Source organism: Bradyrhizobium sp. CCGB20, assembly GCF_024199855.1.
GTDB lineage: Bacteria > Pseudomonadota > Alphaproteobacteria > Rhizobiales > Xanthobacteraceae > Bradyrhizobium.
The window spans coordinates 500,220-521,000 of the sequence record NZ_JANADN010000001.1 but is presented as its reverse complement, the minus strand read 5'-3'; the positions used below and the strand labels follow the sequence as shown (position 1 = coordinate 521,000).

Genomic DNA, 20,781 nt, shown 5'->3' with positions numbered 1-20,781 from the left:
CCAATACATCATTCGCCGCATCGTCATTGCTGTAATCCTCGACAGCCCGCCACCGGCTGCGCAGCAATAGCGCGGGTGCAGCAAGACACGTGTGATCTGCTTCACAATTGCGCTGTTCCAGCCGGGCTCATTGTCGCAGAACTGTCACGCGCGACTTGAGATAATGCGCGCATCGCGCGAAAATGAATTCTTCGATCGTCGCCGCCGCTCCTATCCTGCGATGCACCCGAGAGAGCGACAGGAAGGAGGTTGCGATGAGATCGAACCGACGGACAGTGACGATGGCGGCGTTGCTTGCGGGCGCGCTGGCGCTGAGCTCGACGTCGTTGGCGCAGACGACGCCGCCGCAAGGCAATGCCGCGCCGACCGCCGACAACGCCGTGCTGCTCACCGTGTTCTTCAAGCACGACCAATCCCGCCCGTTGAACGAGCTGAATGCGCAGCTCGAGAAGCAGGGATTCTACAAGGCGTTTCCCCCGCCGGGCGTCGAGGTCGTGAGCTGGTACGTGATGATGGGCATAGGCCAGGTGATCACGCTGCGTTTGCCGGCATCGCGGCTGCGCGAGGTCAATCGAATCATCGAGGACACTGCGTGGGGCTCCTATCGCACCGAGTTCTATCCGACCTACGACTACAAGGCGGTCGGCATGGCCCAACACGACAAGGCCACGGCCAATTAAGGCCGTACATTATTGAATTGGGCGAAGCACGCGCGGCCTCGTCCAATAGCAGGACACTGCGCGTGCATGCCGCCAGATTGAACGCCGCGAAAATCTCCGGTGATTGCCGCACTCCAGCGCGCTGCGCGCGCGCAGACGTAAAAACTTCTCGAAGGAGATCCGAACAATTTTAGATATGATGCGGGCTTTAACGTTACCCAGATAATTCAACAATCGGCTCAAGCCCTCCTTATTTGAAACTGCTCTCGTCGCTAACACCGGCCGCGGAACGGGAGTGGTTTGCGATGAACGATGAACTTGTTGAGCTCGCCGAACGGAGGCCAAAAACCTTCGGACGGCGAAAAGTCACGCCGCGCGCATGTGTCGCCGACGGCAAGCGCCATCTGCGCGCCTTCCTTTCAGAAGTGCTGGAGGACCTTGGCTTCGTCACCAGCGAATGCGCCAGCGCGGACGAGCTGAAGACCGTGCTCGCCGGCGAGCTGCCGGATTTGATCCTGTTCGGCGTCGCCGCCGACGGCATCGAGCCCGGCACATTTCTGGAGACGCTGGTCCGCGAGGCCTTCGACGGCAAGGTGCTCGCCGTCGGCGCCCGCGAGTCGATCATCGTCAAGGCGGTGCAGCAGGTCGGCGAGGAATACGGCCTCGCGATGCTGCCGCCGCTGACGACGCCCTTTGCCGCGGAAACGCTGCGCGAGCGCGTCGCGATGCTGCTGCCGGACGAGCCCGCGCCGAGCCCGGCCGTGCATGTCGGCGAGGCCTTGCATGCCGGCTGGCTCGAGCTGTGGTACCAGCCCAAGATCGACGCGCGCACGCTGATCCGCTGCGGCGCCGAGGCGCTGGTGCGGATGCGCCATCCGACATGGGGCGTGGTGCCGCCGGCCTATTTCATCCCCGAAGAGCACGATCCGCATCTGCGCGACCTTTCGGAATTCGTGATCGAGCGCGCCGTGCAGGACTGGCACTATCTGCTGGAGCAGCAGAGCCCGGTCGATCTCTCGATCAACCTGCCGGCGTCGTATCTGAAGGAGCCGCAGTCGGTGCGCGATCTCTGCCGCCGCGTGCCGACACATCCGGCCTTCGGCGGGCTCACGATCGAGATCAACAGCGAGGAAGCAATCCGCGATCTCGATGTCCTGACCGAAGTCTCGCGCGAAATGCGCCTGCACAATATAGGCCTGTCGATCGACAATCTCGGCGCCAACTGGCCCTCGCTGATGGATCTGGACAAAATTCCCTTCATCAAGCTGAAGGCCGACCGGCACTTCGTCACCGGCAGCGGCAATGACCGCCTCAAGCGCACGGTGTGCCGCCACATCGTCGAGCTTTCACATGGCTACGGCGTGGGCGCCGTGGCCGAAGGCGTCGAGAGCCGCGCCGACCTCGTCGCCGCCAACGAGCTCGGCTTCGACCTCGTGCAGGGCTTCCTGTTCGGCAAGCCGATGCCGCTGAAGAAATTCGCGCGGAGCACGCTGACGCGAACGGTGATGGGGCAGGAGTGAGGCGCGCTGCCTCACGCATACCGGCGCGCGAAGAAGACGCAGACGACCACGAGCGCGGTCGCAGCGATCATGCTCCATGCGACCGGCTCGTGCAGCAGGAAGCCGGCGAGCGCGAGGCCGAAGAACGGCTGAAGCTGTTGCAATTGGCCGACGCGCGCGATGCCGCCGATCGCAAGGCCGCGGTACCAGAAGATGAAGCCGACGAACATGCTGAAGACGGAAACGTAGGCGAGCCCGATCCAGGCGGGCACGCCTACGCCGCTCCATGTCGCCGGCCATGTCAGGATCGCGACCGGCACCATCAGCGGCAGAGCGAGCAGCAGCGCCCAGGAGATCACCTGCCAGCCGCCAAGGCGGCGCGACAGCGCGGCCCCTTCGGCATAGCCGAGCCCGCACAGCACGATGGCGGCGACCATCAGGAGATCGCCGGTCACTGACGCCGAGCCGTCGTTCGACAAAGCAAAGCCTGCCACCGTGGCGCTGCCCAGAATCGCGAACAGCCAGAACAGCGGCTGCGGCCGCTCGCCGCCGCGCAGCACGGCGAAGATCGCCGTCGACAGCGGCAAGAGGCCAATGAAGACGATCGAATGCGCGGAGGTGATGTGCTGAAGCGCCAGCGCGGTCAGCAGGGGAAAGCCGACCACGACGCCGATGGAGACGATGGTGAGCGAGACGACATCCTTTCGCTCCGGCCGGGCCTGACGAAGCAGGCCGAGCACGGCCACGCCGATCAGCGCAGCGATGACCGCGCGTGCGGAGGTCAGGAACAGCGCGGAGAAGCCGCCGACCGCGACGCGCGTCGCCGGCAACGAGCCGCTGAAGATGATGACGCCGAGAAGCCCGTTGCCCCAGCCGCTACCCGCAGATTGCATGTCCACCTCTTTTTGGACGGCAATCCTCGGCCCTCTCCGGTGGCGAGACCAGAGACAATCCAGTACAATTTGGCGAAACTGTATGGGTATGGAAGGTCATACACCTTGGACATCGAAGCGCAATCGAAGGGACGCGGCGGCACACGGACCAACGACGTGATGAGCGCGATCCGCGCCAAGGTCGCCGGCCGCGCTCTCGGTGCCGGCGACCGCCTCCCGTCGATCCGCAGCCTTGCCACGACGATGGGTGTTTCGCCGTCCACCGTCGTCGAAGCCTATGATCGCCTCGCCGCCGAAGGCCTGATCCGTGCCCGCCGCGGCTCGGGCTTCTATGTCTCGCCGACCGTCACGCCGCCGCTGGCGTTGACCGACGTCGAGCCGCGCCGCGACCGCGCGGTCGATCCGTTCTGGGTCTCCAGGCAATCGCTCGATGCCGATGATGCCGCGCCAAAGCCCGGCTGCGGCTGGCTGCCGCCGGAGTGGATGCCGGAGGCGGCCTTGCGCCGCGCCACACGCGCGCTCGCCCGCACCGACGCCAGCGTGCTGACCAATTACGGCTCGACGTCCGGCTCCCTCGCCCTGCGCCGGCTGCTGCTGACGCGCCTTGCCGAAGACGGGATCGAGGCCTCGATCAACCAGCTGATGCTGACGGGTTCGGGCACGCAGGCGACCGACCTGATCTGTCGCTTCCTGCTCCGTCCCGGCGACACCGTGCTGGTCGACGATCCCTGCTACTTCAATTTTCGTGGGCTGCTGCGGGCGCATCAGGCCAAGATCGTCAGCGTGCCCTACACGCCGTCAGGCCCCGACGTCGTCCGCTTCGAGCAGATCCTCGGCAGCGAGCGGCCGCGGCTCTACATCACCAATTCAGCGCTGCATAACCCGACCGGCGCGACGTGCTCGCTCCAGACCGCGCACCGGCTTCTGACCGCGGCCGCCGCGCACGATCTCACCATCATCGAGGACGACATCTTTGGCGACTTCGAGCCGGAGCGCTCGCCGCGCCTGGCCGCGCTCGACGGTCTTGCCCGCGTGATCCGCATCGGCAGCTTCTCCAAGACGCTGTCGGCCTCGGTGCGCTGCGGCTACATCGCCGCGCGGGCCGACTGGATCGAGCATCTCGTCGATGTCCAGGTCGCAACCAACTTTGGCGGCCCGAGCCCGGTTGCGACGGACATCATCGCCAAGGTGCTGGCCGGCGGCAGCTATCGCAAGCACATGGACGAGCTCCGGCAAAAGCTCACGCGCACCCGCCGCGACGTCGCGCGAAAACTGCAGGCGCTGGGCGTCGAGCCCTGGCTGATGCCGCGCGGCGGCTTCTTTCTCTGGTGCCGTCTCGCCGACGGGCAGGACACCACGGCCGTTGCGCGCGCAGCGCTCGAGGAGGACGTGGTGCTGGCGCCAGGCAACGTGTTCAGCGTGTCGCAGACGGCGCAAAACTTCATGCGCTTCAACGTCGCGCACATGAGCGATCCGCGGATGTGGGACGTGCTGCGGCGGGCGTTGAAGACTAGCCGCTAGTAAAGCGGCTCCTCATAGACCGGCTCGCCATCGAGCAGCAGCCGCTTGATGGCGGCGCGGCCCGAGGGCAGCACGGCGGCGACGACACGCAGCTTCTGCTGGTTGCGGGCCTGCTCGAGCTTCTTGCCCTCGCCTTCCGGCACGAAATAGCTTTCGAGGCCGTATTTGACCGTCAGCTTGTCGCAAAAGGTGCGGCCGGTTGAACCGCAGGAATAACTGACGCGGCCGCGGATCAGGATTTCCGGCGCTGTGACCGCGACAGGCGCGGCATGCACCGAGACAGCCTCGTAGAGCCCGTTGGCATTCGGCGCGAGCCTGACGAACACGGCGGGATTGCGCTCGGCAGCAGGCGTGCCGGCCAGCGCGCCTGCCGGCAGTTGCGAGATGTCGTAGCGGAGCACGACGTAGTCGCCGCGCAGGAGATCGCGGGGATCGACCGGCTGCGTCTGCAAGGTCACCTCACGTCCCTCGCGCAGGATCTGCATGCGATCGGCGATCATCAACATGAGCAGGATGCATTGAAGCAGAACGGCGACGCCGAACAGCACGGGTTTCGGAATGCGCTGCCAGAGCTGTGTGACGGTCTCGATCATCGTTCAGCCCTCGGCAGCGCACGATTGATCGCGGTTGCAAAGACGACCGCGATGATGCCGGCCGCGGCAAGGAAGGCCGAGCGGCGCAGCAGCGAGCCCTTCACCGCCCAGGTGATGCCCGCGATGACGCCGGCGATGCCGAGCCAGCCGGCAACGATGCGCGGGCGCACCTCATCGAGCATGCCGGAGACGACGAGGCACAGCATGGCGCAGAGCAGCGCGGCATAGGCGTACCAGGGCTCGCCGGCCGTGGAGGCCGGCCAGATCGGCGCGGCGATCAGCACCAGCCCGATCGCACATGCGACAAGGATTTCACCTGCGCGCCTGGTGATTGCGGCAGACACCAGAGCAAGGACCACGCCCGCAGCTCCGCACAGAATTGCCCAAAGCGGTTGGGCCGGCACCGTGCTGGTGTGGAAGCGGATGATGTCGTCGACCGTCGTCACCTCCAGGAAGGCGACGACGGCGAGCGAGAACGCTCCATAGATCGACAGCACGCTCCCAAGCAGAAGCGCCCTCGGCGACCGCGACGCGGCGATTGCGAGCCCCGCGCCGAACAGCAGCGCCGCACCGTTCGCGAGGACGAAAGACGGCTGAAGGCCATCGAGGTCGAAGCGAAACGATGTCGCGATCCACCACGGAAGCACCGCGACCGCGACGAGATGAGCGGCGACGCGGGAATTCCACGCAAGCGCGAGAGCGGCTGCGATCAGCCAGACCACAACGAACGGAAGATGCAGGGTATCAGGCGCATCATAGCTGCGCATGCAGGTCCAGACGCAGGCGGCGACGAGGCCGACCGCGAGCGCGCCGCGCGAGCCGGTCAGCAGCGCGGCAGCAAACGCGCCGATCGACCACAGCAGCATGCCGCCGGCGAAGTCGTCCCCCAGATGATACATCTGGCCGACCAGCGCGATGCCCGCGCCGAAGATGATGGCACCGATGCTCGCGCAGAGATCAGCGAGGACCGTGCGGCCCGTTGCAGCGAACCACGCGCCAAGGCCGCCGGCGACGACCATGCCGGCGAGCAGGATCGCGAACCGCAGCAGCCGCGCGATCTCCGTCCAGTGCGCCGCGACGAAGGCAAGGAATGCGGCCGCGATCAACAGGCCGCCGACGATGCCAACGACCACCGCGATGTTGATGCCGGCGGAAAGCGGCGGCAGCGCATTGCGGATCGAGGTGGCCGCCGCGGGTGCGAGCACGCCATCGGCTTCCCATTGCGCAAGATCAGCTTCGAGCCGCTGCCGGTAGGTCTTGTCGAACATCGTCGTAAAGCAGGCTCCCTGCCGGCCGCGGAATGTTGGTCGGACTGCGCTGGCGACAGGTTCAAGCACCGTCCTGCGAGGGTCTTCTGCGACCTGATAACAGAAATTGCGAAAACAACCCCATGCACAGTAGCCCGCGACTGCGAGCCTGGCGTCCGCTGGGTCCAACGAATCATCTGGTGCATCGATCTTTTCATATTTTGCAAAAGTGATGCTCAGACTGCGCCAATGGTTGGAAGACACTCGGGGCTGTAGCCTTCGGTCAAGATGGCCATCAACGGCCACACTGCAACGAGGGAGGACTGCATCCATGGGGGGAGCGGATCATACCGGCGGTCCTCAAGGGCCCGCCGCGGGATTTGGCGCGCGCAGCGGCCAGAGCGGGCGCCCCGAAGGGACGACGACGAGAGCGCTCCCAAGAACGCTGCTATGTCTCGTCGCCGCGACGATTCTGGCGCTCCAGGCGGGCGCCGCGGGGGCCCAGACGGCCGCGGACTCCTGGCCGAACCGTGCGATCACCTGGGTGGTCCCGTTCGGGGCCGGCGGCGTCACCGACCTCGTCTCGCGCAAGATCGCGGAGCTGCTGCGGACGCGGCTTGGGCAGCCCGTGGTGGTGGAGAACCGGCCCGGCGCCGGCGGGACCATCGGGACGGAGTTCGTGGCCCGGGCCCAGCCCGACGGCTACACCGTGCTCTACGCCTCCGGCGGGCCCATGACGATCCAGCCGAATTTGGGACTGACGAAGCTCAACTACGACCCGCTCAAGAGCTACGTCCACGTCCGCGGCGTGAGCTCGTCGAACCAGGTCCTCGTCGCGACTGCGGCAGCGCCCTACAACACGCTGGCCGAGTTCGTCGCCTACGCGAAGGCCAACCCTGGCAAGGTCAATTTCGGCTCCCCCGGCCCCGGCACCGCCCAGCACCTCGCCGGCGAGATGTTCCAGGCGGCCGCCGGCATCAAGCTGACCCACGTGCCCTACAAGTCGGGCTCGAACCAGATGACCGACATGATGTCGGGCATCCTGGACGTCTCCTTCGACTACCTCACCGTGCTGAGGCCGCTGATCGACACCGGCAAGGTCAAGGTGCTCGGCACCACCGGCGCGGCGCGGCTGGCCGCGCTGCCCGATGCGCCCACGGTGCTCGAGGCCGGCTACCCCGACGCCGTCAATGCCGGCTCGACCTGGGTCTCGGTCCCCGCCGGGACCGACCCGAAAATCGTGAGCAAGCTCTCCGAGGCGCTGACCGCCGTGCTCGCCGACCCCGGCATCGTCGCCGACCTCACCGCCAACGGCCAGGTGTCGATCGCCGACAAGGGGCCGGCCGAGATGGTGCCGTTCATCGTCGACGAGACCGCACGAAACAAGCGGGTGATCGAGAGCGCGGGGATCGGTGGGCAGTAGCGGGCGCACGGCAGCGTACGTCGCGCGCGCGGAGCGGCCTTCGGCATGCGCCGACCGATCGCGAAGTCACGAAAGGGGCCGATGTCGCTGTGGACGATGGTGGCCCTGCCGCGGCCGCCGCGTCGACGATGCCGCCGGCCATGTCGGCTACATGCTGCGTTCGCCGCCGGACAGTGCCAATTTAGTGCACTGTCACCATAACACCGATAACGCCAGATCCGAGGGAGGCGGCCTTCGCTTCAGGGACAATGTTTACCCAGGTCACGCTCTCCGCGGGAATGCCGCCGCTGTCGCGGCCGCCGCGGCATGCCCTTGCGCAACCGCGAGAGCGCGACGGCCGGCTAGATCAGCCAGCCTTGTACTTCAACTCCCGCCGAGGCGACTGAAACGGACGATCGCGTCGGGGCGCTTTTCAAGCCCGGGCAGCAGTTCAAGCCCGAGACCGGGGGCATCGGAAATGGAGATCATCCCGTTCTCGGCTTTCGGCAGCTCAGTGACCAGCTCGGTGTACCAGCCCGTGTAGAACGCACGTACCGATTCCTGGATGAGCGCGTTGCGCGCGTGCATCGAGAAATGACAGGACGCCGCATAGACCACAGGGCCGGTGCAGTCATGCGGTGCGACGGGCGTGTGCCAGGCTTCCGCCATGCCGGCGATCTTCCGTGCCTCCGACAGGCCGCCGCACCAGGACAGGTCCAGCATCACGACGCCGGCGGCACCGGACTCGAGGTAATCCCGGAAAGAGTGCGTATAGGCCAGCGTCTCGGAGGCGCAGACCCAGGCCTTTGAATGCCGCGCATATTCACCGAGGTCGTGGATGTTATCGAGACGGAACGGATCCTCGTGCCAATAGGTGTCGAACTCGGCGAGGCGCTCGGCGAGCTTCTTGGCCATGGGCAAGCTCCACAGCGAGTGGAATTCGACCATGATGTCCATGCGGTCGCCGACCGCCTTGCGGATCTTGCGGAACGGTTCGAGCGCGGTGTTCAGTTCCTGCGGACTGATGTCCCAACCGGCCGAACGTTCCGCAGCGATGTCGAAGGGCCAGATCTTCATACCCGTAATGCCCTGCTCGAGCAGGGAGTGGGCGAGCTCGTCGGCGCGATAGAGGAAACCCTCGAGATCCTCATAGGGTCCGCCTTGCTCGCCAACGTGCCAATTGGCCACCGCTTGCGAGCGGGAATCGCGGATATACCGGTACCCGGCACAGGTGTTGTAGGTACGGATCGTGTCGCGTGCCTTGCCGCCGAGTGCGATCGAGACGGGCTGCCCGACCGACTTGCCGAAGATGTCCCAGAGCGCGATGTCCACGGCCGAATTGCCTCGCGTCTCGACTCCGGAGCCGCGCCAGCCGAGATAGTTGTTCAGGCTGGCGTTGCGCGCCTCGATCTGGAGCGGATCCTTGCCGAGCAGTTTTGGCGCGACGGTCTCGTGCAGATAGGCTTCGACCGCCGCTGCTCCCATGAAGGTTTCACCCAGTCCGACCGGACCGTCGTCAGTATGGAGCCGCACCCAGATGATATTGGCGAACTCGGTCAGGCGGATGGTTTCAACGGCGGTGATTTTCATCGTTCAGTGACTCTTCTTCCAGTGTCGGACGATCAGTTGGCGCCGCGGATCTTGGCGAGCTCGGTCTTCAGACGCTCGATCGCCTCCTTGCCGATCGAGGCCTCGTGCCGCTGGTAGACTGCGGCAGTGGCCTCACGCATCTTGGCGAGTTCGTCCTTGGAGACCTCGGACACCTGCATGCCCTGCTTCTTCAGGTTTGCCAGCGACTTGTCGTTGAGCTCACGCGAGACACGGCGTTCCTCGTCGCGGCCTGTCGCCGCGCATTCGCTGAGGATGGTCTGCTCCTCCGCGGAGAGCTGATCCCAGAGCTTCTTGGAGTAGAGCACCAGGAAGGGCGTATAGGCGTGACGCGTCAACGTCAGGTATTTCTGTACTTCGTAGAGCTTCGAGGTGTCGATGGTGACGAGCGGGTTCTCCTGGCCATCGATCGCGTGGGTCTCGAGCGCCGCGAAGACCTCGCCGAAGGCCATCGGCGTGGCGTTGGCGCCCATGCTCTTGAAGCTGTCGAGGAAGATGTTGTTCTGCATCACGCGGACCTTCAGGCCGGTCAGCTCTTCCGCCTTCGAGACCGCGCGCTTCGAGTTGGTCAGATTGCGGAAGCCATTTTCCCAATAGGACAGGTTGACCACGCCGGCGGCCGGCAACTGGTCGGAGATGTATTTACCGTAGACGCCATCGAGCACCGCATCCGCCTCCTTCTCGTTCGTAAAGAGGAACGGCAGGTCGAAGACGCCGAGTACCGGCACGATTCCAACCAGCGGCGAGGACGACGTGATCACCATCTCCTGCGTCCCGGCCCGCAGCGCCTGCGTCGCCTGCAGGTCGCCGCCGAGAGCGCCGCCCCAGAAGGCCTGGAGCTTGAGCTTTCCACCGGACTTGTCCGCCATGCAGGCGCGCATCTTGGCGACGCCGTTGCCGACCGGATGATCCTCGTTGATGCCATTGGAGACGCGGATGTTGCGTTCCTTGACCTGCGCCTGGGCGGAGCCGGCGAACGCGGCAAGAGCGACGGGAAGGGCGACGGCAAGCGTAACAGCGATCTTCTTGTTCAGCATGGGAGTCCTCCTGAGTGTCTTTTTGGTTTAGCGGCCGCTGAGCCAGGCCAGCGGAACGGTCACGAGTTGAGGGAACAGGATCAGCACGAACATCGCGATCGTCTGGGCGATCAGGAACGGCATCACGCCGCGGATCACCAACGTCATCGGAACGCGCGCAACGCCGCAGACGACGTTGAGCACGATGCCCACCGGGGGCGTAATCAAGCCGATGGCGTTGTTGATGATGAAGAGCACGCCGAAATAGATCGGATCGATGCCTGCCTGTTTGATCACCGGCATCAGCACGGGAGTCAGGATCAGCACGGTCGGCGTGAAATCGAGCGCCGTGCCGACGACCATCACCAGCAGCATGATCACGATCATGAGGATCGTCTTGTTGCCCATAAAGGGTTCGAGCAGGCTCGACAGCTCCGCCGGAATGTTGGCCTGAGTGATGAGCCAGGCTGAAACGACTGCTGCAGCGACCAGCAGCATGACTGCGCTCGTCGTCTTCGCCGCCGTCAGCGTGACCCTGTAGAGATCGGCCGGCTTGAGCTCGCGATAGACGAACATGCCTACGATCAGGGCGTAGACGGTCGCGACCACGGCCGCCTCCGTCGGCGTGACGATGCCGAAGCGAATGCCGCCCAGGATCGCGATCGGCATCAGCAAAGCGAGCGAGCCGTCCCAGGTCGCCTTCAGGCGCTCCGCGCCGCTGCGCCGCGGCAGCACCGCGATCTTGTCGCGACGGCAGACGATCGCCCAGGCAATCACCAGCGACAGGCCAATCAGAAGCCCCGGGAAGACCCCGGCCAGGAAGAGCTTGGTGATCGAGAGGTTGGCGGCGACCCCAAACACGATGAATCCGATTGAGGGCGGAATGATCGGCGCGATGATACCACCCGAGGCGATCAGTCCCGCCGATCGGCCGACATCGTAGCCGGCCTGGCGCATCATCGGGAGCAGGATCGAAGCGAGGGCGGCGGTATCGGCGGCAGCCGATCCCGAGAGCGAAGCCATGATGATCGCGGCGAAGATCGCGACATAGCCGAGGCCCCCATGCAGATGGCCGACCATGGAGAGCGCAAAATTGACGATACGCTTCGACAGTCCGCCGGCGTTCATCAGTTCGCCTGCGAGCAGGAAGAACGGTATCGCCAGCAGCTGGAAGGAGTCCGCGCCGATGATCATGTTCTGCGCGATGATCTGTGTGTCGAAGACGCCGAGCCAGAACATCAGCGCGACCGCGCAGACGATCAGTGAGAAGGCGATCGGCATGCCGAGCGCCATGGCGCCGCAGAGCGACAGCAGGAAGACGGCGACGGTCATTCGAGATGCCCCTTCAAATCGTGTGAGGGGTTGCCGCTATAGTCGCCGGCGAATTCCGCCAGCTCGTACGGGCCGAGCTTGCCCGTCAGGGCGCGCAGCAGGCGGGCCAGCGTGATGAGGCCGATGCCGAGCCCGGCGAAGTACAGCACGCCGTAGACATAACCCATGCTCAGGCCGGTGACCGGCGCGACGGCGCTGGCATTGATCTCATGTTGCTTCCAGGTCCCGTCGAGCAGCATGACGCAACAGACCAGCACGATGGCATCGCTGAGCATCATGCAGATCAGCCGCCCGCGCGGGCCGATCGCGCCGACGAGCGTATCGACGCCGAGATGGCCGTTCTCGCGCATCACCACGACCGCGCCGATATAGGTCAGCCAGACGAAGAAATAGCGCGACAGCTCCTCGGAGAGGTCGATGCCCGAATTGAATGCGTAGCGCAGCACCACGTTGCCGAAGACCATCACGACCATCCCGGCAAGCAGGGCGACCAGGATGGCTTCAAGCCCCCGTAGGATCCATCTTTCGGCTGTTGCGAGCATGGGACGTTTCCTGTGTTTTTTTGATTGGTCGATTCTTGGAGCCGGTCACTTTGCGTGGCGGACCGGTGTTGATGTCGGCCTGCGCGACCTTCAGCAGCGCAACCATGGCCGCGCGCGCCTCGTCTGGCTGGCGCGCCGCAATCGCGGCCGCGACCCGACTGTGAATCGCAATGGAAGCTTGAGCACGCTTGTGGTCATGCATCGAGAGGCGGAACGAGGCTTTCAGCACCGCGCGCAGGATTGGCTTGAGCTGCAGCAGCAGGATGTTGCCCGACGCTTCCAGGATTGCCTCGTGGAAGCGGAAGTCTGAAGCCTCATGTTCGGCTTTGTCCTGTGCGTTCGCCATGGCGGCGAGCGACGTGTTGATCGCGGCGACCTGCGCGTTGGAGCCGCGCTCCGCAGCGAAGCCAGCGGCCGCCGGCTCGATCATGCCGCGCAGCTCGAGCAGATCACGCTCGAAGCCGCTCGCCATATCGGCATCCGTGATCCAGTCCATCACCTGCGGGTCGAGCAGCCGCCAGGACGACAGCGGCTGGACGCGCGAGCCGACCCGCGGTCCCGTCGTGATCAGTCCGAGCGCTTGCAGGGTTTTTGTCGCCTCGCGAACGACGGTACGGCTGACGCCAAAACGGTCGGCGAGTTCGTCCTCCCGCGGCAACGCGCCGTCTACCCCGATCTGCCCCGACGCGATGAGACGCCCGAGCTGATCGACGAGGAAGGCGTGGAAGTTCGTCGGGCGCATTGAAAGATCATATGACATTAGAAATCGCAAACGTCATATCATCATATGAATAGTCTTGCAAGGTACGCCCGCGGCAACTTGCTTCGGCACGACCCGGACGTATTTTTGAGCCAAAGTTTGGCGTAGGGCTGGACCTTCCCGACCAACAGCTCGAGGCGCCGCCTCCGCGATCGAAACTTGGTCGACGCCGACCTCACCGCCAACGGCCAGGTGTCGATTGCCGACAAGGGGCCGGCCGAAATGGTCCCGTTCATCGTCGAGGAGACCGCACGACCAAGCGGTGATCGAGAGCGCGGGGATCGGTGTGCAGTAGCGGGCGCACGGGCGTGGATGGCGCGCACGCGAAGGAGCGGCTGGCGCGTGGCGCCCGATCGCGAAGTCGCGGAACGGCCGATGTCGTGGTGGACGTTGATGGCCCTGCCGCGGCCGCCGCGTCGACGATGCCGGCGGCCATGTCGGCTACATGCTGCGTTCCCGGCGTGACGCCAGGCCTAGTTCGCCTTGATGCCGGCCTCGGCGATCAGCTTGCCCCACTTCGTGCTCTCGCTTTGAATGAATCGGCCGAACTGCTCCGACGACGTCGGCGCTGGCTCTGCGCCGAGCGTCCGGATCTTCTCGACCACCGCGGGATCTTTCAGAGCCTTCACGAAGGCGTCGTTCAGCCTGGCGACGATGTCGGCGGGCGTGCCGGAGGGAGCAACGAGCCCGAACCAGCCCACTGATTCGAAGCCCGCAAGGCCACTCTCGGCGAGGGTTGGCACATCGGGCAGGGATGCCAGCCGGCGTGCCGACGACACGCCGATCGCGTTGAGCTTGCGTTCGAGGATCAGTTGCCGCGATGCGGGGATATCCAGCACCGCGAAAGGGACATGTCCCGCAAGGACGTCGACTGCTGCCGGCGCCGTCCCGCGATACGGCACCAGCTCCATGCTGATCCCGGCCTTCTGCGTGAACAGCGCAGCCGTCAAATGCATCGCGGTCGAATTGCCGCCATGTCCGATCGACAGCACGCCCGGCTTTGCCTTGGCGAGCGCCATCGTCTCGGCCGCCGTGTGCGCAGGTATCTCCGCGGATGCGACAAGCACGAAGGGAATTTCGGCGAGCAGCGTGATCGGCGCGAGATCCTTCGGGTCGAACGGCATCGACGAATTGAGGTGAGGATTCACCGTCAGGCTACCTGCCGGCGCGACGCCGAGCGTGTAGCCATCAGGCTTGGCCTGGGCGACCGCGGCCATGCCGATATTGCCTCCCGCGCCAGCGCGGTTCTCGATGACCAGGCTCTGCTTGAGCTCGGCTGTTACCAGCGGCTCGAGCGCGCGGATGACGGTGTCGGCGCTGCCGCCGGGCGGGAAGGTCACGATGATCTTGATCAATTGCTCCGGATAGGCCGCTTGACCTGCTTCCAGCGGCAGCACGACGATAGTCGCGGCCGCCAGCACGGCCAGAATGCGGCGCCTTGCAACGTGAAACACGTTCTCCTCCTCAATGCGTTTTTGTTTGTGAGCGCGACCAGGCTGCCCGCTGTCCGGTTACGCCGTCGCGCCGGTGATGCGCGCCAGCAAGCCTTCTGGATTCTCGGGCGCGGCCTGCCCGCGCCAAGCGATGTGCTGGTCGGGCCGCGCCAGCAAGAGCTTCTCGGCATAGGCCCCGTTAGCTTCATCGGGCGCGATATCGATGAGCGCGAGCGGCACGCCGCGCTTCTTCGCGGCAGACTCTACCTGCGTCACATCGATCGCCGGATCGAACCTCAGCAATGTGTAACCGGTGCCGAACGCGTCGTAGAGCGATCGCCCATCGCGCAAGAACACATGCGGCGCGCGGGCGCCGGGCACGGTCGAAGGCGTGAAGCTCCCCATCGTATAGGCCGGAGGGGTTTCGCCATCATAAGCGATGATCGGCGAGGTATCGTAATAGTAGCCGAAGTTGAGGCCCGCGCAGCAATATTGCTGCACGTTGAGATCGTAGGCCGCTCTCGCCAGCGCTGCGCGCGCCGCGTGGCCGCGCGGTGTGTCATCCTCGATCTCGGCGGAGACGCCGCCGCGCTGCGCCATCATCTTCATCGCGTGGTCCATCGCGAAGCGCGACACCTGTTCGGTGATGGGCTGTCGCTCCGCCTCATAGGCATCGAGGATCGAAGCCGAAGCCCATCCATTCAGATGCGCCGCCAATTGCCAGCAGAGATCGACGGCGTCAGCAATGCCCGCATTCATCCCATAGCCCGCATAGGGCATCCACAAATGCGCGGCATCGCCGCAGATGAAGACCCGGCGGTCGCGGAAGCGATCCGCCACCAGCCGGCGCCCGACCCAATCCTCCTTGCTGAGAACCTTGTACTCGAAGCGCTCGTCGACGCCGAGAATGGCGCGGATCGCCCAGTCGCGATCGACCGAGTCGAACTCGGGCTCATCGGGCTTGAGGTGATTGTGGATCAGCCAGCGGTCACGACCATCGATCGCAACTGTGGTGCCGGAGCGGCGCGGATTGAGCGAGAGAACCATCCAGGCCGGCTTGTGCGCCCCCATCAGTGCCGTGAGCTGCGGCGCTTCGATGAAGGTCGATTGCACGCGCTGGATCACCGGCGTGCCCGACAGGCTTGCGCCGATCGATTTCCGAACCAGGGAGCGGCTGCCGTCGCATCCGATCACAAAGGAAGCTTCGATGCGGGTAGAGTTTCCGCCGTCGAGGTCACGGGCGAGTGCTACCACATGGTCATCGTGCTGTTCGATGCCAGTGATCTCCGTGCGCGCCAGAATGGTGATGCGTGGCTGGGCGGCCGCATGACTGAACAGGATCGGCTCGAGATAGACCTGGTTGATCCGGTGGGGCGGCTCGGGCGTCGGCCACCAGGTGTCGGGACCGCCGGTTGCGCTGTAGCGGCGTGCGCGGGAGGGAATGTCGATGCGGCAGAGCTCGATGCCGGTCGCCGTGGTCCGATAGGAGCAATCGTTCGGAAAGTCCGCCGGAAGCCCTGCATCGCGCAGCTTGGCGGCGACGCCCAGCCGGCGGAAAATTTCCATCGAGCGCGCCGAAACGTGATTGCATTTGACGCTGGGCGGATCGCCGGCATGCCGGATCTCCGCCACGATAACGTCGATCCCGCGGGAGGCCAGATCCATGGCCGCGGTCAATCCCACGGGCCCGGCGCCCACGACCAGCACCTGTGTCCTCATGCTCGTTTCCATTCCCTCATCGCCGCGGATTCGCTGCCCGCGCAGCATGCATTTTATTGCAGGGCCGCTTATGCGATAAGCCGGAAAGAACTCATCAATTCATGAGCTTTTCCTATGAATCTAACCTTGCGACAATTGCAGGCCTTCGCCGGAGTGTACCGGGCGCGCAGCATCACGCGGGCCGCGCGCGAGCTGGGGATCACGCAATCGGCGGCGAGCTTGTTGATCCAGCAACTCGAAGCCCAGCTCGGCGTCAAACTGTTCGATCGCTCCACGCGATCGGTGCAACCGACGCTTGCCGCCGACGAGGCTTATCAATCGGCCGAGCGGATGCTCGGCGATGCGCAGGGCCTGTCACGGCGCATGCGTGACCTCGCGCAGGCGCGCGCCGGTCGCGTCGCGTTTCTGGCGTCAGCCGGCGCCGCATCGGCGCTGCTGCCTTTGGTGCTCGCGAAATTCCGCGCAAGCTATCCCGACATCGAGATCGACATGCGCGACGTCGCCGCCGACGATCTCGTTCCGCGCCTGAGCACGACCGATGCGGAGTTCGCAATCGGCAGCGTGGAAGGCGAGTTCGCGGAGATGACGATCGAGACGCTGACCCGCGGACGCCTGAGCGCGATCGGCCGCCGCACAGCCGACTTCGCCGCGCGGCGTTCCCTGACATGGGACGAGCTCGCGCAACTCCCGACGATCGCGATGCGCCGCGAGACCCGAATCCGCATGCAGATCGATCAGGCCCTGGGCGCGCAGGGCAAACACCTCTCCCCGACCTATGAAGTGACGCTGATCAACACCGCGCTGGCCATGACGGCGCAGGGCCTCGGCCTCGCCATCCTGCCGGCGACGATGCTCCCCGCCGACCAATTCCCGACACTGATCGCAAAGCCCCTCATGCGCCCAGCCATCACGCGACCGGTGTCGTTGCTCAAGCGCCAGGGTCGAACGCTATCGCCGGCGGCGCAGGCGTTCGTGGCGGCGGCGCGGGTGGTTCTCGCGGCGCGAGCAGCACCGGCATCAGGCTGATTTTGCAGGGGTTTCTTGAAGTCGCTTTGTATGGCGGAGAGGGAGGGATTCGAACCCCCGATAGGCTTGCACCTATGCCGCATTTCGAGTGCGGTGCATTCAACCACTCTGCCACCTCTCCTGAAGGCGCCATATAGGAGCAGGGCCCCTGTGGTTGGGGGCGTTAATAGGCGAGGATGGCTGGCCAGACAAGGCGCGAAAGGGGAAAATCCGCTGCCTCTTTCACCTCCTACCCGTGGGGCCCCGCTCCGATGAATCGGAACGGAGCTCCAGATTCTTGTTTTGACGCGTTTTCTTGACGCGAACCGGTGCCCACTTCGCTCGAAAACGCTTCTGCCCTCGGAAGGAACCGCCCATGGAGCACCTGACGATCTCCGCCAACGGCGCCAAATTCCACGTGGCTCGCGCGGGACGCGGCAAACCGCTGCTTTTGCTGCATGGTTGGCCGGAATTCTGGCTGACCTGGGAGCCGGTGATATCAAGGCTTTCGGACCGATTCATGCTGATCGCGCCCGATCTGCGCGGCTTCGGCGACAGCGACAAGCCGGACGGGCCCTTTGGTCCGGACGGCCATGCGGCGGACATGCTGGCGCTGATGGACGGGCTCGGCATCGACCGATTCGGCGTGGTCGGCCACGACGTCGGCGGCGCGGTGATGCAGCCGCTGGCCCGGCAGGAGCCGGGGCGGCTCGCCGGGCTGTTTTTCTTCGATTTCGTCTATCCCGGCATCGGGCCGCGCATGGCGGCGCCTGATAGGCTCAACCACATCTGGTACCAGTCCTTCCACCAGATGGAGATGGCGCCTGCGCTTGTCGGTGCGAGCCGGGAAACCTGCCGGCTCTATATCAGCCACTTCCTCAAGGGCTGGGCGCATCGCAAGAACGCCTTCGACGATGTCCTCGACGCCTTCGTCGACAATTTCTTCAAAGATGGCAACCTCGCCGGCGGCTTTGCGCATTATCGCGCCTCGCATGCCGGACGGGTCGCGATGATGAAGGGCGAGGCGCCGCAAGCGCCGCCGATCAATGCGCCGACCTGCGTGCGTTGGGCCGAGCACGACCCGCTGTTTCCCTATGCGTGGACCGACCGGCTGGGCGAGACGTTCAGCGATCTTGATCTCAAGATGTTTCCAGACGTCGGACACTTCCCGCATCGGGAAGATCCCGACCGCGCGGCCGCGGAGATCGGGGCGTTCTTTCAGCGCATCGGCTGGAGCTGAACGCGGCCGAGAAAGATCAGGCGTCTCAGCCGCCAAACACGGCCAGGGCCGTGAAAAGAACCGGCAAGGTCCCGAGCCCGACCACAGCGATACGAAACAAGAGATCGTTGCTCATGGCAGGCATTTTAGGCGCGAGAGCGCGACCGGCCAGTGCAGTTTGTGCCAGTATGATCCGCAGGACTTCACGGGCGTGGGAGCGGAGGCTCCGGGGGTGGGACCGCCAGACGCGGTAAACACTGGCGGTCCCGTGCCGCTCATTAAAATACTGGCTGGGAAGGGCGGCTTCGCCGGCCAGGTGAGGCGACGATTCGACCCTAGCGTGCGGCCGGGGCGCTGCAACGCAAACCGGTCCTTAACCTAACCAGTCAAGGTTACTCCTTGTCCGCCTTGCTCTTTTTCTTCCCGTTCTCAGTAGAATCCCGGTCTTTTCCGTTGTCCTTGCGGCGATTGGTGAAGCGGGCATTGCCGAGCCCGGTGCCGATGGTGAGCACGCCCCAGCGGTCGACGTCCTGCATGAACGGTACTTCGGAGAGGCCCTGAACCACGCCGTCATTGTGCATCAGGATCGCGGTGTCGTGCTCGCCGATCTCGGGAATGCCCTCGATCAGGCTCGCCGGCAGGTTGAACTTGCTGCTCTCCCAATTGCCCGGCAGGTTCTGCGCGCCCTTCTCGATCGAGCCGTCCGCGTCGATCACGCCGGGGCAGGCGATGCCGACGAACGGCGCGAGCTTGAAGCCCTCGTTCCCGGCCTCGGTGATCAGCCCCTTCAGCATCTTGATGAGCCGCTTCACCGCGCCCTCGCGGGTCGGCTCGTCGTCGGCATGACGCCACAGCTCGGACTTCACCACCTTGGCCTTCGACAGGTCCTTTGCCTTTTTCCAGCTGGTTTCCACCAGGCCGCAGCGGATGTTGGTGCCGCCGATGTCGACGGCCAGGATGCTGTCATGGGCCTCGAAGATCCAGGACGGCGCCAGATGCAGCGCGCCGAGCAGGCCGGCTTCGTCGGGGTGATGGCGGATCGGCATTATGTCGATCTTGAAGTCCTCGGCCTTGAGGATGATCTCGGTGCGCGCGATCGCGAGCTCACCGAGCCTGGAATCGCGGAAGCCGCCGCCGACCACGATACGCTCGGTCTTGGCCCAGGCCTTGGTCTTGAGGAAACGCCGCGTGACATAGGCGAGCTCCTGGGCGAAATCCTCGATGGCGCTGTGCACCACTGCGGAAGCCTCGGTGTCGTCGCCGACCAGGATGGCGTCCAGCGTCTTCTTGCTGATGTTCTCCGAGGGCTCCTTGCCGAACGGATCCTCGCCGGTCTTGCGCAGCGGCTTGCGCCAGCGGTCGAGAATCTCGCGGAATGCACCCTTGCTGGCGCGATCGCCGAGAAAACCGTCCTCGTCCTTCATCTCGATGTTGAAACTGTCGACGTCCACCGAGGGCAGCCGCGCGGCGCCGTGATGGGCGATGCCCGTCGTCTTGACCAGTTCGTCTGTTGCCATGGGAGCCCTTGCCCGCTTACCTGTTCCGGCCGGGACAACGGCGCGGGAACCCGTTGGTTGCAAGCCGGCCGCAGATTCGGCCCATGCGCCGGAAGGGGCCCAAATCCTTCAAATCCGGGCCTTTTCCGCCCGCTTTTCCTTGACTCTCGGCGATCGGCGGCTATAAGTCCCACAATCGGCGCGGGGCGTTTCTCGCGCCGCTTGTTTTTGCGTGGGTTTTCAAAGGGATAACTCCCGCCCGCACAAAACTCGCATAAACCCATAGCGACTGACAAAAAGCCGGCCCGGACGATTCTCGTCGCGAGGCCGGGATTGAACACGAAGGAAAACAACGATGTTCGCAGTCATCAAAACCGGCGGCAAGCAATACCGCGTCGAGCCGGATGATGTCCTGGAAGTAGGCAAGATCGAAGGCGAAGTCGGCTCGATCGTGCAGTTGAACGAAGTTCTCGTGGTCGGCGGCGACACGCCGGTCCTGGGTCTGCCGACGGTGGCCGGTGCCTCCGTTGCGGTCGAGGTGCTCGACCACAAGCGTGGCCCCAAGGTCATCGCGTTCAAGAAGCGCCGCCGCAAGAATTCGCGCCGCAAGCGCGGCTATCGCGACGAGATCACGGTTCTGCGCATCTCCGAGATCCTGACGGACGGCGCCAAGCCCACCAAGGGCCCGCGTCCGAAGAAGGAGAAGGTGGCGAAGGAGCCGGCAAAGGAAGCCGACGCCGCATAATTTGATCACGCGCAATCACAAATTGATGCGTGAGAAATTGTGAAATGATTCCGTCAAGGAATTGATCTAGAAATACGCAGGATTTTGGAGAC

At 64.8% G+C, this 20,781-nt stretch carries 18 protein-coding genes and 1 tRNA gene; 7 read left to right on the top strand and 12 right to left on the bottom strand.

Annotation, left to right across the window (positions count from 1 at the left end; all coding sequences use genetic code 11):
• Positions 1 to 254 precede the first annotated feature (254 nt).
• The gene (locus NLM15_RS02425) at positions 255 to 680 is read left to right on the top strand and encodes a hypothetical protein (RefSeq protein ID WP_254115100.1); all 426 of its coding nucleotides are present in this window, start codon (positions 255 to 257) and stop codon (positions 678 to 680) included.
• Positions 681 to 964: 284 nt separating this feature from the next.
• Positions 965 to 2,179: an EAL domain-containing protein gene (locus NLM15_RS02420; RefSeq protein WP_254115099.1), complete on the top strand. Its 1,215-nt coding sequence runs from the start codon at positions 965 to 967 to the stop codon at positions 2,177 to 2,179.
• A gap of 11 nt (positions 2,180 to 2,190) precedes the next feature.
• Here the strand turns inward: NLM15_RS02420 and NLM15_RS02415 are convergent, their stop codons facing one another.
• Positions 2,191 to 3,051, bottom strand: a complete 861-nt coding sequence (locus tag NLM15_RS02415) for a DMT family transporter (protein WP_254115098.1) — start codon at positions 3,049 to 3,051, stop codon at positions 2,191 to 2,193.
• Between the two features lie 105 nt (positions 3,052 to 3,156).
• On the opposite strand from NLM15_RS02415, the gene NLM15_RS02410 reads away from it, so the two are divergent.
• Complete coding sequence (locus NLM15_RS02410) at positions 3,157 to 4,572, top strand: PLP-dependent aminotransferase family protein (protein ID WP_254115097.1); 1,416 nt, start codon at positions 3,157 to 3,159, stop codon at positions 4,570 to 4,572.
• Here NLM15_RS02410 and NLM15_RS02405 read toward each other — a convergent pair.
• Both NLM15_RS02405 and NLM15_RS02400 read right to left on the bottom strand, forming a co-directional pair.
• Positions 4,569 to 5,165, bottom strand: coding sequence for a GDYXXLXY domain-containing protein (locus NLM15_RS02405; RefSeq protein ID WP_254115096.1), 597 nt, complete (start codon positions 5,163 to 5,165; stop codon positions 4,569 to 4,571). The two genes, NLM15_RS02410 and NLM15_RS02405, sit on opposite strands and share 4 nt — an antisense overlap.
• Complete coding sequence (locus NLM15_RS02400) at positions 5,162 to 6,433, bottom strand: DUF2157 domain-containing protein (RefSeq protein WP_254115095.1); 1,272 nt, start codon at positions 6,431 to 6,433, stop codon at positions 5,162 to 5,164. The genes NLM15_RS02405 and NLM15_RS02400 overlap by 4 nt, the downstream gene beginning before the upstream one ends.
• A gap of 310 nt (positions 6,434 to 6,743) precedes the next feature.
• On the opposite strand from NLM15_RS02400, the gene NLM15_RS02395 reads away from it, so the two are divergent.
• Positions 6,744 to 7,835, top strand: a complete 1,092-nt coding sequence (locus tag NLM15_RS02395; RefSeq protein WP_254115094.1) for a tripartite tricarboxylate transporter substrate binding protein — start codon at positions 6,744 to 6,746, stop codon at positions 7,833 to 7,835.
• A gap of 363 nt (positions 7,836 to 8,198) precedes the next feature.
• Here NLM15_RS02395 and NLM15_RS02390 read toward each other — a convergent pair whose 3' ends face one another.
• The 7 genes from NLM15_RS02390 to NLM15_RS02360 form a co-directional block, all read right to left on the bottom strand.
• Positions 8,199 to 9,404: a mandelate racemase/muconate lactonizing enzyme family protein gene (locus tag NLM15_RS02390; RefSeq protein ID WP_254115093.1), complete on the bottom strand. Its 1,206-nt coding sequence runs from the start codon at positions 9,402 to 9,404 to the stop codon at positions 8,199 to 8,201.
• A gap of 32 nt (positions 9,405 to 9,436) precedes the next feature.
• Positions 9,437 to 10,456: a TRAP transporter substrate-binding protein gene (locus NLM15_RS02385; RefSeq protein ID WP_375166924.1), complete on the bottom strand. Its 1,020-nt coding sequence runs from the start codon at positions 10,454 to 10,456 to the stop codon at positions 9,437 to 9,439.
• Positions 10,457 to 10,486: 30 nt separating this feature from the next.
• Positions 10,487 to 11,770, bottom strand: a complete 1,284-nt coding sequence (locus NLM15_RS02380) for a TRAP transporter large permease (protein WP_254115091.1) — start codon at positions 11,768 to 11,770, stop codon at positions 10,487 to 10,489.
• Positions 11,767 to 12,312, bottom strand: a complete 546-nt coding sequence (locus NLM15_RS02375) for a TRAP transporter small permease (RefSeq protein ID WP_254115090.1) — start codon at positions 12,310 to 12,312, stop codon at positions 11,767 to 11,769. The genes NLM15_RS02380 and NLM15_RS02375 overlap by 4 nt, the downstream gene beginning before the upstream one ends.
• Positions 12,272 to 13,054, bottom strand: coding sequence for a FadR/GntR family transcriptional regulator (locus NLM15_RS02370; protein ID WP_254115089.1), 783 nt, complete (start codon positions 13,052 to 13,054; stop codon positions 12,272 to 12,274). The genes NLM15_RS02375 and NLM15_RS02370 overlap by 41 nt, the downstream gene beginning before the upstream one ends.
• 491 nt (positions 13,055 to 13,545) lie before the next feature.
• Positions 13,546 to 14,526, bottom strand: coding sequence for a tripartite tricarboxylate transporter substrate binding protein (locus NLM15_RS02365; RefSeq protein ID WP_254115088.1), 981 nt, complete (start codon positions 14,524 to 14,526; stop codon positions 13,546 to 13,548).
• A gap of 57 nt (positions 14,527 to 14,583) precedes the next feature.
• Complete coding sequence (locus NLM15_RS02360; RefSeq protein WP_254115087.1) at positions 14,584 to 16,224, bottom strand: FAD-dependent oxidoreductase; 1,641 nt, start codon at positions 16,222 to 16,224, stop codon at positions 14,584 to 14,586.
• Positions 16,225 to 16,338: 114 nt separating this feature from the next.
• Here NLM15_RS02360 and NLM15_RS02355 point away from each other — a divergent pair, with 114 nt between their 5' ends.
• Positions 16,339 to 17,250: a LysR family transcriptional regulator gene (locus tag NLM15_RS02355; protein ID WP_254115086.1), complete on the top strand. Its 912-nt coding sequence runs from the start codon at positions 16,339 to 16,341 to the stop codon at positions 17,248 to 17,250.
• Positions 17,251 to 17,281: 31 nt separating this feature from the next.
• On the opposite strand, the gene NLM15_RS02350 is transcribed toward NLM15_RS02355, so the two are convergent.
• Positions 17,282 to 17,371: transfer RNA gene (locus NLM15_RS02350), tRNA-Ser, on the bottom strand.
• Positions 17,372 to 17,605: 234 nt separating this feature from the next.
• Between NLM15_RS02350 and NLM15_RS02345 the strand changes: the two genes are divergently transcribed.
• On the top strand, positions 17,606 to 18,469 hold the full coding sequence (locus tag NLM15_RS02345) for an alpha/beta fold hydrolase (protein WP_254115085.1): 864 nt from the start codon (positions 17,606 to 17,608) through the stop codon (positions 18,467 to 18,469).
• A 371-nt stretch (positions 18,470 to 18,840) separates the two neighbouring features.
• Here the strand turns inward: NLM15_RS02345 and NLM15_RS02340 are convergent, their stop codons facing one another.
• A complete protein-coding gene (locus NLM15_RS02340; protein ID WP_254115084.1) occupies positions 18,841 to 19,965 on the bottom strand; it encodes an ROK family protein in 1,125 nt (374 codons plus the stop codon).
• 334 nt (positions 19,966 to 20,299) lie between these two features.
• Between NLM15_RS02340 and rplU the strand changes: the two genes are divergently transcribed.
• Positions 20,300 to 20,689: a 50S ribosomal protein L21 gene (gene rplU, locus NLM15_RS02335; RefSeq protein WP_254115083.1), complete on the top strand. Its 390-nt coding sequence runs from the start codon at positions 20,300 to 20,302 to the stop codon at positions 20,687 to 20,689.
• Positions 20,690 to 20,781 lie beyond the last annotated feature (92 nt).

Coding starts and splice junctions, on each gene's coding strand:
- NLM15_RS02360 (WP_254115087.1), bottom strand. CDS start 16,224: ATGAGGACACAGGTGCTGGTCGTGGGCGCCGGGCCCGTGGGATTGACC.
- NLM15_RS02355 (WP_254115086.1), top strand. CDS start 16,339: ATGAATCTAACCTTGCGACAATTGCAGGCCTTCGCCGGAGTGTACCGG.
- NLM15_RS02400 (WP_254115095.1), bottom strand. CDS start 6,433: ATGTTCGACAAGACCTACCGGCAGCGGCTCGAAGCTGATCTTGCGCAA.
- NLM15_RS02395 (WP_254115094.1), top strand. CDS start 6,744: ATGGGGGGAGCGGATCATACCGGCGGTCCTCAAGGGCCCGCCGCGGGA.
- NLM15_RS02370 (WP_254115089.1), bottom strand. CDS start 13,054: ATGCGCCCGACGAACTTCCACGCCTTCCTCGTCGATCAGCTCGGGCGT.
- NLM15_RS02420 (WP_254115099.1), top strand. CDS start 965: ATGAACGATGAACTTGTTGAGCTCGCCGAACGGAGGCCAAAAACCTTC.
- NLM15_RS02415 (WP_254115098.1), bottom strand. CDS start 3,051: ATGCAATCTGCGGGTAGCGGCTGGGGCAACGGGCTTCTCGGCGTCATC.
- NLM15_RS02425 (WP_254115100.1), top strand. CDS start 255: ATGAGATCGAACCGACGGACAGTGACGATGGCGGCGTTGCTTGCGGGC.
- NLM15_RS02380 (WP_254115091.1), bottom strand. CDS start 11,770: ATGACCGTCGCCGTCTTCCTGCTGTCGCTCTGCGGCGCCATGGCGCTC.
- NLM15_RS02345 (WP_254115085.1), top strand. CDS start 17,606: ATGGAGCACCTGACGATCTCCGCCAACGGCGCCAAATTCCACGTGGCT.
- NLM15_RS02375 (WP_254115090.1), bottom strand. CDS start 12,312: ATGCTCGCAACAGCCGAAAGATGGATCCTACGGGGGCTTGAAGCCATC.
- rplU (WP_254115083.1), top strand. CDS start 20,300: ATGTTCGCAGTCATCAAAACCGGCGGCAAGCAATACCGCGTCGAGCCG.
- NLM15_RS02405 (WP_254115096.1), bottom strand. CDS start 5,165: ATGATCGAGACCGTCACACAGCTCTGGCAGCGCATTCCGAAACCCGTG.
- NLM15_RS02390 (WP_254115093.1), bottom strand. CDS start 9,404: ATGAAAATCACCGCCGTTGAAACCATCCGCCTGACCGAGTTCGCCAAT.
- NLM15_RS02340 (WP_254115084.1), bottom strand. CDS start 19,965: ATGGCAACAGACGAACTGGTCAAGACGACGGGCATCGCCCATCACGGC.